The sequence below is a fragment of the Bacillus sp. FSL M7-0307 genome, assembly GCF_038627835.1.
Lineage (GTDB): Bacteria > Bacillota > Bacilli > Bacillales > Bacillaceae > Bacillus > Bacillus altitudinis.
Map to the genome: position 1 here is coordinate 2332661 of NZ_CP152023.1, position 13986 is coordinate 2346646.

The following is a 13986-nucleotide window of genomic DNA, read 5'->3' on the forward strand; positions in this document are numbered from 1 at the left end:
TCACCTAAAAATTCTTCATCATTAATATGACAATTTTTAACCTCTTTCAACTTCCTTTTTAAAAAACTTTAATTGCTGATAAAAATTTTCAAATTGAATAAAATATGAACAATTAAACATCACGATTTTGTAGAAAAGGAGTTGTAAGATAGTGGATTACAATCAATTGAAACAGTTAATTCAACAGCATACAAACGGAACAACATTCAATATTCCAATAAATTTTATAGAATCCGCGAATATTATTACGATTATCCAGCAATTCATCTCAGGAGAAACACTGCAACTTGGGGAAGTATCTGTAAGGTATCTAGATCAAGAGCAATGCATAAAGATACGAGGAATCATTGAAAAAATTCATTTTTCAGAGCCCCCTTTATCAATTGCAATCAATTTTTACTTTAAAGATGAACAATTGCAATCAATTTTCACGTTATCAAAATTTTCACCACAGTGGGAATTGAAAACTTTTCTTCCAGAACTTCATGGTACATTCTTTGATGCTTGGAAAAATCCCAATTCAGAACTCGTATTTAACTCTGAGCACCTTAATCATATTCAAGTTCATCTTTCTTCGGATGATACGTATGAAATAGCTACTCCATCATTACGCTTAAGCATATCGAATATGGTTGCTAAATTCGACATTTCGAATCCTTCTGAATCATTACGACAAATTTCAGCCAATATAAAAGGCGCTTATAATTTAAAGGGGATTTATGGAGGAGATGTTCATTGGATAGGTACACTTTTGTTCGATACAGTAACCAATGAAACAGAATCAGGCTACACATATGGAGTACACTTTCCTCAACCATGGTCCCCAGCTGTTTTAAATGTTGTTCTCACTCCAATTCTTGATAAATTCGGAATTCAAATGAATTTTTTGGATTCTGGTTTGATTATATCCACTATTGATAGGGTAGCAACTCCCCCTAATTTACAATTGAGTCCAAGTATTCCTGCTCAATTACAAAAAGGAACCATCTTTTTCTCAAAAATCTCTCTAAAAGGAAAACCTTTTAGTTTGTTTAAACCACTCTTTGGTGAGATAGATAAACTTACCCTCTCAACAAATCTCAGTGGGGATATTCGTCATTCTCCGTTAATAACAGGATTAATACAAGAACCTGAACCTAAAGGAAACCTGCAATTTTCAGGATTTCGTGTAGTCTTTTCTCCTGAGAACAAAACAATTAGTCTTCACGGTAATGTAAGTTTAGTTGTTGAAAACAATCGGCTAGACTTGGAATGTATAGGGGGGTTAAGCTCAGAAGGAGACCCTCATCTCCTACTGAGCCTCAAAGATGACCAGTCCCAATGGAAGAATCCATTTGGTATACCCGGTATAACCATTATGGACCTTGCTCTTGGCATAACGTTTACTGGACCTATTTTTATTCTGACTGTTGGAGGAAAAATTCTCTTAGGAGGAGACAACCCTAGTGATCAAGTAATACTAACAGCTGTAATGGAGTTAAAAAACGGAGAAATTCCAACTGCTTTGTTTGCAGAAACATTACCTAGTCCGAGTGCTAAAAAAGGGATTATGCTCAACAGATTGATCAAAGCTTTCACACAAGTTAATGTGGATTGGATTCCGCTTCTAGATAAGATAATACTGAAGAACCTGTTGCTTTGTATTGCAACAAGTCCAAAAGGGTTTCAGAACCCCTTTGACGGGAAGACTTATAAAGGGCTAATTGTAAATGCTGATGTCAATTTCTTTGGCTTAGAAACCAAAACAGTACTACAGTTTAACTACGAGACAGGTATTTTTGCTAATGCAGAATTGAGATCCCCTATTGGAATCCGAGATATTCTTCGCATCTCAGATGCTTCTGGAAAAAAAGGGCCAATTGTCATGATTGATACAACTGGTATGAATGGGACGCCGAATGAAAAAAAATATTTTTACTTATCTGCTGCAGTTTCTATATTTAATTTAAAGCAGGAAACCGAAATTCTTGTATTAGACAACGGATTCTCTTTTACACTACATTTTAGTCTCGGAACAATTGCAGACTTTGATATGAATTGCACACTTGAAGGGACAAAAAAATTAGAAGCCACAGCCACTCTGAAATTTGATATTAACAATATCAAAATACAATGGGAAGGGGTTTCCCTCAACCTCAATGTTTCAATAAGCGGAGATACCAAGATACGGATAACTCCCGACGAATTTCAATTAAGCATGGAAGCAAGTTTCTCTTTTTTTGGAAATCATCTAACCATTTCATTAGAAACCAATGCTCTTATTAAAGATTTAAAAGAATTGCCCACTCTACTAATTAAAGATATTCAAAATAAGGGCTGGAATTACTTGAAATCTCAATTAATCGATCCTGGAGAATTTCTCAAGATGTGCAAAAACGGCATTTTAGAATTCACAGGCGAGGTTGGGAATTTTCTTAAAGAAACATTCCAAGATATATCAGTCGATGACTTTGTAAAAGCATTTCAAAAAGCCGAATATAATGTAGAAGAAGCAATTGTACACCTTCAGCACTCGTTTGATTTAGCCCGTCATCAAATCGCAGGGTTATTAAAGAATGCAAATTACGCAGTCACAGATATTGCTTCTGGACTCAGAGGCGTATTGGGATTCAATGACGAAGAAATTTTTGAGCAATTGATAGACATAAACCTTCCCTCTTTTGATATCGGAGCAACTATGTTTTCCCTTTTCAATTGGGACAGCAACACTTTAGCAGTCCGTATGAAGCTAAAAGGATTTGTTGTTCAAGATGTTGCAGCACTCGTACAAGGGCTATTCCAAATGGGTAATGACGGACTTTCTACAGTATTAAAAAATGCTGGGTATTCCATTAAGGAAATTACCAGTACATTTCAAGAGATGTTTCATATAGATCTAAATAGTATTGTGAAGTCTTTACATGTTTCTGGATTCTCGACAGAGGATATTACAGATCTATGTAAAAATAGCTTTAATATGACAAATGCAGTTGATATTGGAGATATGTTAGAAAGAGCTGGGGTCAGTTCGGTCCATATTGAACATGTAATTAAAATAAAGTTTCCAGAAGCCGTAACAAAATGGACTCCTGTGACTTCTCTAAATAAGGCTGGCGAACAAATAAAAAGGTTAAGGTTAAAGAAGCTATTCTAAAAATCATGAAAGAATGCTGTATGAAAGTTCAACTAATAAAACATGTCGGTTGAATGAATCATATCAACTTATTCAATTTGAGGAAAGTCATAAAAAAATGAAAAATCAAAATGTAATATAATGGATATTTTTGTAGAATGACTTATCAATTTTAGATGAAAATTAAAAATGAGGTGAAAGTAAAAAAAAACAATTTCAACAATAAAAAAATGAGATCAAACAACCAAATGAACATAGCCACTGAGACAATCAGTAAAAAATATCTCTGAAAAATCCATTTATTCAATAATTACCCAATTTTTTCACTTATGCTTCCAAAAATTTTTGGGGAGTATAGTATACCATTGAAAGCCACATCAAGCCTGTTGTTTTAAGCATTTTTTATAAAGCTGTTGGTGATACCTTAGTACTTGGGAAGATCCGATATTTTTCTGAGAACGGTAAAAAAGAACAAAAGTTAATTGACTCCGTACAGATTTCTTGTGGAAATGCAGTTGATAACATTGAAGTTTGTTTCAAAGGTGTTCCAACTGGTTCTGCAGTAGAAGGCTGGGTCGGCTAATAATACCTAGTTAAAAAATGAAAAACCCTTCTCAATATGAACTCTAAACAGTGAGAAGGATTTTTATTCCAAGTGTTATTTTACACGGATAATCACCTTGCGCGACACTGCCAACCAGATAACGATCCTGAAACTTTCCTTGCAGCTAAAGACGGAGAGGTAACTGATTAAATTTTACACGCTGATTACATAAGAAGCGTTTATAGTGAAGAGAACCATTGAGTTTGTTTTAAAGTTTGATAGGAAACATATTAGGTTTTGTAACATCTATTCTAGCTTTAGTTAGATTAATTTTTCATTGATCAGATATTTTGATATGACAAGCAATCATCTTGTTGGGGCATGGGGGTCTTTATTTTTCATGCATTGGGTTTACGGTTTTCTATGTTGAACAGTGCTCTACTTTTTATTTCAAGGATTGGAGGATTTATAAGCATTGACTGATTTTACTTAATACTAATTATACTTATGATTATCCCTGGAATCATGGTAACTGATTATTTAGAGTGGCAGTCCAATTATTTTACATCACTTTTGCATTCCAACTTTCATGTTGTGTAATATTAATCTTTCGTACATACAATCACATGCAATTGAAAATGTAGCCTGTTTTTTTAAGGTATCCCCTTCATTCGCTAAAAAATGTTCAAGCATTTATTACAGAAAACTGACTCAACACTTATTTAGTCAAGCTGTTACGGGAAATTTATGTACGCCCCTTTTGACTTTAATAACGAAATTCTCATGCACTTACGCGCGCTCAAAAAAACAAAAAAAGACGTCTCCTTACATGACCCAATCGGTCAGGATAAAGAAGGCAACGAAATTTCATTAATTGATGTCTTAAAATCTGAAAATGAAGATGTGATTGATACCATTCAGCTCAACATGGAGCTTGAAAAAGTAAAGGAGTATATCGACATTCTCGACGGCCGGGAAAAAGAAGTGATCGTCGGCAGGTTCGGCCTTGATTTAAAGAAAGAAAAAACGCAGCGGGAAATAGCCAAGGAGCTCGGGATATCGCGGAGCTATGTATCCCGTATTGAGAAGCGGGCGCTGATGAAGATGTTTCATGAGTTTTACCGGGCTGAGAAGGAGAAACGGAAGCGGGAGAAGGGGAAATGAAAATAAACTTCCTAACTTCTAACAAAAACAGACCTCATTAGGTCTGTTTTTAATTTCGGCACTAAGCTACGGTCTCTCTGCATTTCTTTTGATAATAGCTGCCCTTTATTCATATTGCCCAATAAAACTAATTTAAATGACTGCGATGTCCTCTTTGTTAATTAGAAATATTTTGTTATTATCGTGATCTTTGCTAGGATAATGATCAATTAAATATTTTCTCAAGGTATTTAATTCAGCCATATCAATCTTTTTTGATTCAATTGCATTTCCCCACATTACAATTAATGTTTCATCATCTATTACCTCTAGCACTTGAGAAACAAACTTTTTATTTTCTCGTCTATACGCTTGATACGCTGTGTAAGAAACTGCATCTAATACTGAATACCAGCCATATTGTTTTTGTTCATCTTTTTCTTTATTTGCGAACTCGGCTACATCTATATAATCTTCACTATCTATGTAGTTACATAAATCATCTGCACTTAACTCTTTACCAGAAAGCCATTTCCAGCAATCTTCTAGAGCTTTTTCTCCTATGTGGTAACCATCATCTTCTTTATCTATGAATGCATACATTTTTTCGGCTATTGCTAAGCCTAGTGCAACTTTAGCTTCTTCACTAATGTCATTTATAAAATCCATTCTATAGCCTCTTTTCTATTTTTTTATTTTAACGACATTTTCTGTAACACCATTTTTAACATCAAAAGATAAAGTATCTCTTGGGTACGGGACACTTGGATCTCGTTCTGATGTTACTTTTATTTTCAATTCAGGATAGTGATCTGTCAGTTGCTTGAATATTCCTCTTTCCTCACTTGGAACTTGATCAAACAAACCTTTTGTACATTTCCTATCTAAACTCTAAAAAAACACGCCTTCATAATCAAAACCATGTTCATCATACCCTACATGTAAATGCATAGTTTCATCTAAGTTATGTAACTTCTCATATGTACTCACTTTCATCTTGCTCCCTCTAACTTTTCTTATCATACTGAAAATCAATATCCCTCAACTCTACCCATTCAACAAGGTCAGGAACTGTTTTTGTCGTCAAAAAATGGTGAACGATTTGATAAGCTTGATCCCGATTGATGTAGCTACATGACGGCACATACAATGGGGCGCCTGCGACCAAATGCTCGATCGTTTCAATTTTTTCTCCCTTTTTAAAAGGGACCAAAAAATTTGGATATCTCATGATCAAGAACCCATACGGTTCCGTATAAAAGAAAACTAGACTTTCACTTTCCCAATCTTCTTCTATCTCAATGGAAGATTCACCGTTTCCTTGTTTCCAATACTCTTCACCCTCCTGAAAAAAAATTCTTTTCATGAATTCTTCTCCCGGATTTTCTACTGGAGCTCCTGTGGGGCCGTAGTATAAAAACATCCATATCTCTCCTTCATACCTATATCAACTTGTTAACCAACTGTTCTATTTCCTTCAAATTGATAAAAAGCTTGTGAGTCTTCGTTTAATTTTAATAAGTTATATAACTTTGGGTTTAACTTTTGAAAGTTTTGCTTGCTGACCCATTTTACTTCTTCAATATCATGATCTGGATCGAGAATATCTATTTGCCCTCCGGTGATTTCAGCAAAGAAGGTGATTATCAGAGCATGATGCTTTTTGTCTTGAAAGACTGCTTCTCGAACCGAATGAATTTCATTTACTTTGCAAACATACCCTGTCTCTTCATTCACCTCGCGTATCACGGCTTGATGCAGGTGTTCGCCTTTTTCTACAGCCCCACCAGGCAGTTCCCAATATCCCTTTACATTTTTAACTGCTAAAATATTTTCTTCCGCATCGTAAATAATAGCTGATACTACATCTACTCGTTTCAAATATATCTACCTCCTTCGCTCTTTGTTTACATCAATTGTCGAATAAATAGCACGAACTGTTCATTTCAATACATTCATTATACGGTATCCTTGATACATTCAAAAAGAAGCATTCAGCAGATTGGATGCCCCAGCATGTGGATCACCATCATTTTACTGATTGTCCTCATTTGGTTTACTTGGAGTATCGTTTCGTTATTAAGACACATGAAAGAATCAAATGAGAAAAATATACAACTGTTAGAACATCAAAAACCGCAAAAATAAAAACCTCACTCTTTTAGAGAGAGGTTTCTTAGCGTACGCAAGTATTCTTACCGTTTCTCATGAAACAACATATTTCTGATTCGATGAATATAATGCAGCGCAATATGAACGAGACATAAAATAAGCCCGATCATCGCAAGTATATAGATGGGCAGCATCAAACCAGGTACATAGTTAACGATAAAACCCAAACTAAATGCTGTCAGCATATATAGGCTAATCAACCTCATGAATACCATCCGAAGCCCTCCCTTGCTACACTCACTTTAACATGATTTCCCTTTATTTCCATAATATGCTTTAAAAAATGCGAATCTACTAAGATTCGCATAATCATTACGTATTCAATTCACCTTTCTTCTCACGCGCTTCCTTCCACTGCTCAAGCTCAGATACCGTCAATAATTGATATCCCTGTTTTGTGAGTTCTTTGATAATCGTGACGGCTGCGTTTGCTGAGGTGTCATAGATGTCGTGCATTAAGACCGTTTCACCGCTAGATACATGGGCTAGAATGTAGTTCGCGACGTATTGGCTGTTTCGATATTTCCAGTCTTCAGGATCCACATCCCAAAGGGTCACTTTCATGTGAAGAGCTTCGTTGATTTGCCCGTTTGTCCCGCCATATGGCGGTCTAAAATGAGTCGGTGTGAACCCGCTCGCTTTTTCAATGATCTGTTGCGTGTCTTCTACTTGTTTGACCGCTTGTTTTAAAGGAAGTCTTGTGAGCAAAGGGTGGTTATAGGAGTGGTTTCCAATTTCATTTCCACCCTTTCTGATTTCACTTAACATATCGGGATAATACTGAACCCTGCTGCCTAATACAAAAAATGTAGCATGTCCTTTGTTCTCTTTTAATGCTGTTACAATTTTTGAGGTCGTTGATGGATTGGGCCCATCATCAAATGTGAGTGCAATGGCTTTTTGATTCGGATGAAATGTGGATGGTTTTGGCAATTTCACAATCTTTCTTGTTGGAATCGGTTCTTTTTTCTCGTTTTTGTTCAATTCTTTCTTAATATATTCAGGTTTTAATATTCCTTTCAGCAGTGTTTTCTTAATCGCTAACACTTGAGGGCCTTGATGATTTGGAGCGATTTGTCCTCTTGGAAAGTAGAATTCGATATAGCGATCCTTGATGGCAAAATACTGATAATTCTTCGCCACAGGAGACGTTCCCTGTTTGAGCAGCGACTGATTTTCAGCTAGCGTTCGATCTTTTTTTAATTCCTCAAAAGTCATATGAGATAATTTTTGAAGGTTGTCCTTCTTTGATAGAAAGATATCGTTGATTGATAAAAATGTCTGTTTCTTGAAATCAAAGTTCATCACCTTCGTTTGATTGACGCCTTGCTTTCCGCCCTTCACTTCATATGTATTGAATTTGATTGCGACGGTTTGCTTGGCATAATGAATGATCTCATAATCGATGTTTAACTCGTATCGTTTTTCTTCATTGACATCACTCGCTTGACTAAACGATGTTTTAAACCTTTCTAACGCTGTCTCTGCAAATCTTTTGATCTCCTGATCTAGTTTTTCTTGATGAAACAGCGGATAGTTGACAGCATATCTCATGAATTTCCCGTCATTCACAAGTGTGACAATTTCAACTTGTTTGTAGCTCGCATCTTGTTCTACTTTTTTTCTCTCTGTCCCGCTTGCTTGCTGATTATGATAAAATCCAGCGATTCCGATGACAATCGCAAGTCCGCATAGAACAAGAATGACTTTCCCTTTGATTGACACAATGATTCTCCTCTCGTGATGCCGTCCTGTCTGGATGACGTGTGTTTGTAGGATAGACTTTTCGCAGCCCCTTTTTAGTTTGCAAAAAACACATTTGTCACATTTTCGACATATTTTACGAGAGACATATAAAAAGGGCTTGATTGCTCAGCCCTTATTTTTGCATATACAGTTGGAATAACTTTGTTTCTTCATCAATAGAGCGTGCCTGGTCAAAAGCTGCTCTGACTGTCTTTGAGTTGTTCACCAGCTCATACAGCATGGTGAGAACAAAAATAAATGACGCATTTCCATCAATGTAGTCATCGGGCGCTGTATAGGATATCGCCCCTGTTTCTAAAAAAGCTTCTGCCAACTTTTTTTCGCCTAGTGTACAGCCTGTACATATAATGTGGACTCCATTTAACGAAGCATAGCGCTTTATGTCATCCGCACCAAAAGCAGCACCTCTCGGCTCACCCTCTTCGTATACATCTTCTCCTAACTCCGGCATGAGAAACGCTCCTTCTTCTCCGTGAAAGGATAAAAGAATGAAATCCGTCTCGCCTCTATTCCTCCCGGATAAAACATTAATCAGGTCATTCGGTCTGCCTATCCAATGCATATCGACTTTTGCGCCAAAGTTTTCAAGTGCTGCACGAAGCGCAAAGGATTCCAGCTCACTATTTGGTCCGGCTGCCAATGTGATGCGCATGACTGGCTGGCTCATTTATATCCCCTCCAAACGATGATAAACATAGCACCATTTTTTCCTCATCTACATATGCACCATTTATTTTTAGTGCTTTTTCTTCTACCGCATACGACTTAAATCCAACAGACTTATAAAGATGTTTGGCTGGGTCGTTTGTTGTGACCACTGTTAAATATATTTGTTCGATGTCTTTTTTTTCGCGTGCAAAAGAAAGTACTTTTGTCAGAAGTGCCTTCCCCATTCCTTTTCCGCGTCCATTAGCCGTTACATACATCGCTACCACATTGGCACGGTGCTTTAATTTCTGCAAGGTTTCTTGTATGAGTGTAACCGAGCCGACCAGCTGACCTTGATGAAAGGCACCGAATGTCCACATAGATTGTGTAGAGGCAAAACGAGCCTTATATTTATTCTTCGTATCTAGCTTCTCTTCCTCGTAACTCATAGCAAAACTCTCTGGATTTAATCGGAGTGCTTCTAATCTCAAGTTCGCATATTCTTGAGCATCTTCTGGTGTTAACAATCGAATATTCAGAAAATCGCCTCCATCAGAATGAATTGATACTTCCAATTTTATCTTGAAAGGCGCTTTTGATCAAAATTTTTATGCAAAAATAAAAAGGCATCCCATCACAGGATGCCTCACTTCTTTTTACCATTAAACTACCACTTACAGCGTTTGACCGGGCGGCAGCAAGGATTCTTGATATCACTGCCACAGTCATATTCTTCCATAATATACTCATTTCGAGTAGATTGCGTTACAGGGTAGTAGTTTTCAATTCTTTTGATGTTTTTATTGACGTTTGTGATATGAGTTGGATGAATCTTTCTGATCGTTTGTTCATTTGTTGTCGTGTTGACAATTTGACGTGTAGGGGATACAACCGTTTCAACTTCTCCATGATTCCCTCTGCGAGGCCCAAAGAAAAAATTGTCTAATCGATTCCGGCTCATCTCAACACCCCTTCAAGTTGTCTTTCACTTACACTCTATCGTATGTCAGAGGCGCAATTTGTGATTAGATGATTGTCTATTTTTGATAAAATCCACTGGTGATCTAGTAGTCTCTTTCTTTACAACAGGACAAATTTAACATATTATACAAATGATCTCTTGTGAAGGAAAGGACATTCAATGCTGAAAACAACACATAAGCTCTTTTCATTTTTCATTCTGCTCGTCGCAATCATCACCCTTCCCTTGCTGTCGCCATGGGTTTTTACAAATGAGACTGAGAGAGGAGCGATACGGCATGCCATTTATCAAGAAGGCTACCCTTACCAAAGCTATTTTGCTATTTTGCAAAAAAGGACGGTGTAGACCCTCAATATGGTCAGCTGTATGATGTGTATTGGCAGGCTTGGAAAAGTGAGACGGGAATGACGCCTTCCGTCTGTTATTCAAAAAAGATAGGAGACCATGAATTTAAGGTCAGCTGCGGAACTGCACCGTAACATTTTTCAATAACTTTAAAATAAGAGGTGAACGATTTGATCAACACAACACAAACCATCGAACGAAACAAACTGGACATTGCACTTGAACTGACGCAATTGCACTTGAATCGATATGAAGCAAATCATCCTGATCAACTGAGTGAAATTTATGCGAAATATTATGCGCTTCTTGAAGTGCTGGACGTATCCTCATCTGATCAATTAATGGATTTACTGCCAGATGAACTGAAACAAATACTTGATTAAAAAAACCATCTATCCACACAGGATAGATGGTTTTCTTTAGACACGTGCAGCCATATCGGTTTCGATTTGTTCTAAGCTTCTTCCTTTTGTTTCGACTAATACAAAGCGCGTGAACAACAGGCCAATTAAGCAGATGACCCCAAATGAAGAGAAAATGACGCCGAAGCTGAATTGGTCAGCCAAGATTGGGAACACAAGGCCAACTGCTAATGATCCCGTCCAGTTAAAGGCAGAGGAAATGCCCGCTCCAATACCCCTTACAGAAAGTGGGAAAATTTCACCAATGATAATCCATGTGATCGGTGCCCATGAGAAGGCATAGCACAAAATAAAGCAGCAAAGTGAAATTAATGTGACCCAGTTTAATATACCTTCACTCACTCCGAGCGCACCTAATGCCGCTGGTGCAAAGAAAGACAGGGCCATCCCCGTTCCCCCAACTGTGAGAATCGTTCGGCGGTCGAACCGGTCGACGAATTGTAAAAAGATCACGGTCGTCACAACAAATATGACACCAACAATGACGGTAAAACCTGCGGCAACTTGCGGAGCAAGACCTACATTTCTTGCGATACTCGTTGCATAATACACAATAGAGTTCGCCCCCTGTATTTGCTGGAGTGTCGCCATTCCGACCCCAATAAAGAGAGCCATTCGGAATTTCTTTTGAAATAATTCACGAATGCCTGAGCGTTCTTCTTTTGCCACTTCTAAAATTTCTTGCATTTCTGCTTCAATCTCTTCACGTGATGAACGAAGTGATCCTAATACTTCACGTGCCTTATGAGCCATTCCGTGTTTAATTAAATATCTTGGAGATTCAGGAAGTTTCAGCATGCCAATATAAAGCACGATCGCAAATAAAGCAGCACTTCCCAGCATCCAGCGCCAGCTGTCTGGAATTGGTTCAAACACAAATGCGACGATATAGCTAAGCAATAATCCACTCACAATCATCAGCTGATTCAGGCCGGACAATTTCCCGCGGATTTTAGCTGGAGCGATTTCAGACATGTAAGCAGGCACGAGCGATGAGGCTGTCCCTACAGCTGTTCCTAAGAAAATCCGGGCAATGGTTAATGAGATTTCTTCTGGTGCAATGGCTGAGCCAAGCGCACCGACAAAAAAGATAATTGATGACACCAAAATGAGCTTTCTGCGGCCAAACTTATCCCCCATCAGACCGCTTAAAATGGAACCAATGATCGCCCCGCCCATTAATGAAGAAACGACGATGCCAAGCCATAACGGGCTGAGCTGAAATTCTTCCTGAATGTGCCCTTCCGCCCCTGCGATAATGCCAATATCATATCCAAATAAGATACCTGCAAAGGACCCGAAAAAGAAGATAAATTTACTTGATACTTTTTTCTCCAAGTGGATGACCCCCTCACTTAATAAACCGCTTTCATTTCTCCCTGCCATTCTACCGTTCACAGTAGAATGCATTTCACCCTTCTTTATAAAACCACATATTCTGCATTCACAAGCTTTGCAAAATGAACAATTTGATCAACCGTTAAATTGAGAGATACGACTGTATGATGACCTCCGCCGTGCTTAATCCATGCTTTGACGCCATCTTGAAAGTTCGGTTTGATTGTCCAGAGGACTCGTGCCACCGGTAATTGAGGTGCTGCTTCCTGCGGCTCAAAGGCTTCCACTTCTTGAATCAGCCATTTGAAATGTGTTCCAAAATCAGCAATGGAGACAACAACGCCCTCGCCTTTTTTTCCATCAAACACAAGACGTGCTGGGTCTTCCCGGTTTCCAATGCCTAGCGGAGACACGACAATGACAGGTTTTGTATGTGCAAGCGCTGGATCTACTTCTAGCATATGAGATTGCAGCACTGCTTCCTGACCAGAGGTCATTTCATATGTGTAATCTTCCATAAAACCTGTGGATTGATGATGGCTCATCACCTTTAATAAACGATCCAGTGCGGCGGTTTTCCAATCCCCTTCACCTGCAAAGCCATACCCCTTTGCCATGAGGCGCTGAACAGCTAGACCCGGAAGCTGCTTCATGCCATGTAAATCTTCAAAGTTTGTCGTAAAGGCATTGTAGCCGCCTTCATCTAAGAAACGTTTGATGGCAATTTCATATCGTGCTTGCACTTTTACACTTTGTTCCCATTCTTCTGCCGAATAACTCCCATAATCCACGTCATATAACGTTAAGTACTCAGCAAACAGAGCATCAACTTCTGCTTCTTCCACAGCATTTACATAGTTCACAAGATCGCCAATTCCAAAGTAATCAACGGTCCATCCTAGCTGGATCTGCGCTTCAATTTTATCTCCTTCTGTCACCGCAACGTGGCGCATATTGTCACCAAACCGAGCCACTTTGATGTGGAAGCTCTCATGATAGGCAGCCGCAACGTCCATCCAATCAGCGATTTGCTGCTTCACCTCCTGCTTCGACCAATGACCTGCAACGATTTGGTTTTGCTTATTTAAACGTGCATTGATATAGCCGTACTCTCTGTCTCCATGTGCCGATTGATGGAGATTCATATAGTCCATATCAATCGTGTCCCACGGAATGTTTTCATAGTATTGCGTGACGAGATGCAAAAGAGGCTTTTGCAAAAGAGACGTACCACGTATCCACATTTTTGCTGGAGAAAACGTATGCATCCAAGTCATCACACCGATGACCTCATCACGATAGTTGACCTCTTTCATCAGCTCTGTGATTTGATCCGCACTAACCGCCAGCTCCTGCAGAATAATTGGATAAGGCAGCAAACCGCTCTCATTTAAGGCATCTGTTATCTTTTGCGCATCTGCCTTCACTTGCTTCAGTGCCTCGTCCCCATATAAGTGCTGTGACCCGACGACAAACCAACATTCTTTCTTCTGACTTGTTAACATAGAAATCC

Annotated in this window: 13 protein-coding genes and 3 pseudogenes; 6 read left to right on the plus strand and 10 right to left on the minus strand. The window is 38.4% G+C overall.

Going from position 1 to position 13986, the window contains the following annotated elements; all coding sequences use genetic code 11:
* The first annotated feature begins 151 nt into the window (after positions 1–151).
* From MHI41_RS11970 to MHI41_RS11980, 3 genes and pseudogenes are all read left to right on the plus strand, one after another.
* Positions 152–3133 (plus strand): hypothetical protein, encoded by a 2982-nt coding sequence (locus MHI41_RS11970; protein ID WP_342494209.1) that lies wholly within the window; start codon positions 152–154, stop codon positions 3131–3133.
* A 1054-nt stretch (positions 3134–4187) separates the two neighbouring features.
* A pseudogene (locus MHI41_RS11975) lies at positions 4188–4419 on the plus strand (ImmA/IrrE family metallo-endopeptidase); the annotation flags it as partial.
* A gap of 8 nt (positions 4420–4427) precedes the next feature.
* Positions 4428–4820 (plus strand): annotated as a pseudogene (locus MHI41_RS11980) (sigma-70 family RNA polymerase sigma factor); the annotation flags it as partial.
* 132 nt (positions 4821–4952) lie between these two features.
* Here the strand turns inward: MHI41_RS11980 and MHI41_RS11985 are convergent.
* The 3 genes from MHI41_RS11985 to MHI41_RS11995 form a co-directional block, all read right to left on the minus strand.
* Complete coding sequence (locus tag MHI41_RS11985; protein ID WP_342494210.1) at positions 4953–5468, minus strand: Imm6 family immunity protein; 516 nt, start codon at positions 5466–5468, stop codon at positions 4953–4955.
* Between the two features lie 337 nt (positions 5469–5805).
* Entirely contained in the window at positions 5806–6222 is a 417-nt protein-coding gene (locus MHI41_RS11990; protein WP_181891355.1) for an Imm1 family immunity protein, read from the minus strand.
* A 32-nt stretch (positions 6223–6254) separates the two neighbouring features.
* Complete coding sequence (locus tag MHI41_RS11995; RefSeq protein ID WP_224563805.1) at positions 6255–6680, minus strand: NUDIX hydrolase; 426 nt, start codon at positions 6678–6680, stop codon at positions 6255–6257.
* A gap of 135 nt (positions 6681–6815) precedes the next feature.
* Between MHI41_RS11995 and MHI41_RS12000 the strand changes: the two genes are divergently transcribed.
* The gene (locus MHI41_RS12000; protein ID WP_263485752.1) at positions 6816–6947 is read left to right on the plus strand and encodes a hypothetical protein; all 132 of its coding nucleotides are present in this window, start codon (positions 6816–6818) and stop codon (positions 6945–6947) included.
* Between the two features lie 47 nt (positions 6948–6994).
* Here the strand turns inward: MHI41_RS12000 and MHI41_RS12005 are convergent, their stop codons facing one another.
* The 5 genes from MHI41_RS12005 to MHI41_RS12025 form a co-directional block, all read right to left on the minus strand.
* Positions 6995–7186: a hypothetical protein gene (locus MHI41_RS12005; protein WP_017367648.1), complete on the minus strand. Its 192-nt coding sequence runs from the start codon at positions 7184–7186 to the stop codon at positions 6995–6997.
* Positions 7187–7283: 97 nt separating this feature from the next.
* Positions 7284–8696, minus strand: coding sequence for a polysaccharide deacetylase family protein (locus MHI41_RS12010; protein WP_342494211.1), 1413 nt, complete (start codon positions 8694–8696; stop codon positions 7284–7286).
* Positions 8697–8850: 154 nt separating this feature from the next.
* A complete protein-coding gene (locus MHI41_RS12015) occupies positions 8851–9405 on the minus strand; it encodes a hypothetical protein (protein ID WP_039956011.1) in 555 nt (184 codons plus the stop codon).
* Positions 9359–9913: a GNAT family N-acetyltransferase gene (locus tag MHI41_RS12020; protein WP_072368055.1), complete on the minus strand. Its 555-nt coding sequence runs from the start codon at positions 9911–9913 to the stop codon at positions 9359–9361. Before MHI41_RS12020 ends, MHI41_RS12015 begins: the two co-directional genes overlap by 47 nt.
* 140 nt (positions 9914–10053) lie before the next feature.
* Positions 10054–10347: a CotD family spore coat protein gene (locus MHI41_RS12025; RefSeq protein ID WP_317327657.1), complete on the minus strand. Its 294-nt coding sequence runs from the start codon at positions 10345–10347 to the stop codon at positions 10054–10056.
* A 180-nt stretch (positions 10348–10527) separates the two neighbouring features.
* Here MHI41_RS12025 and MHI41_RS12030 point away from each other — a divergent pair.
* Both MHI41_RS12030 and MHI41_RS12035 read left to right on the plus strand, forming a co-directional pair.
* A pseudogene (locus MHI41_RS12030) lies at positions 10528–10847 on the plus strand (hypothetical protein).
* 27 nt (positions 10848–10874) lie between these two features.
* Positions 10875–11096: a hypothetical protein gene (locus MHI41_RS12035; RefSeq protein ID WP_224558471.1), complete on the plus strand. Its 222-nt coding sequence runs from the start codon at positions 10875–10877 to the stop codon at positions 11094–11096.
* 36 nt (positions 11097–11132) lie between these two features.
* Here MHI41_RS12035 and MHI41_RS12040 read toward each other — a convergent pair whose 3' ends face one another.
* Entirely contained in the window at positions 11133–12473 is a 1341-nt protein-coding gene (locus MHI41_RS12040; protein ID WP_007501378.1) for a sugar porter family MFS transporter, read from the minus strand.
* Between the two features lie 83 nt (positions 12474–12556).
* Positions 12557–13978, minus strand: a complete 1422-nt coding sequence (gene araA, locus MHI41_RS12045; protein WP_342494212.1) for an L-arabinose isomerase — start codon at positions 13976–13978, stop codon at positions 12557–12559.
* Positions 13979–13986 lie beyond the last annotated feature (8 nt).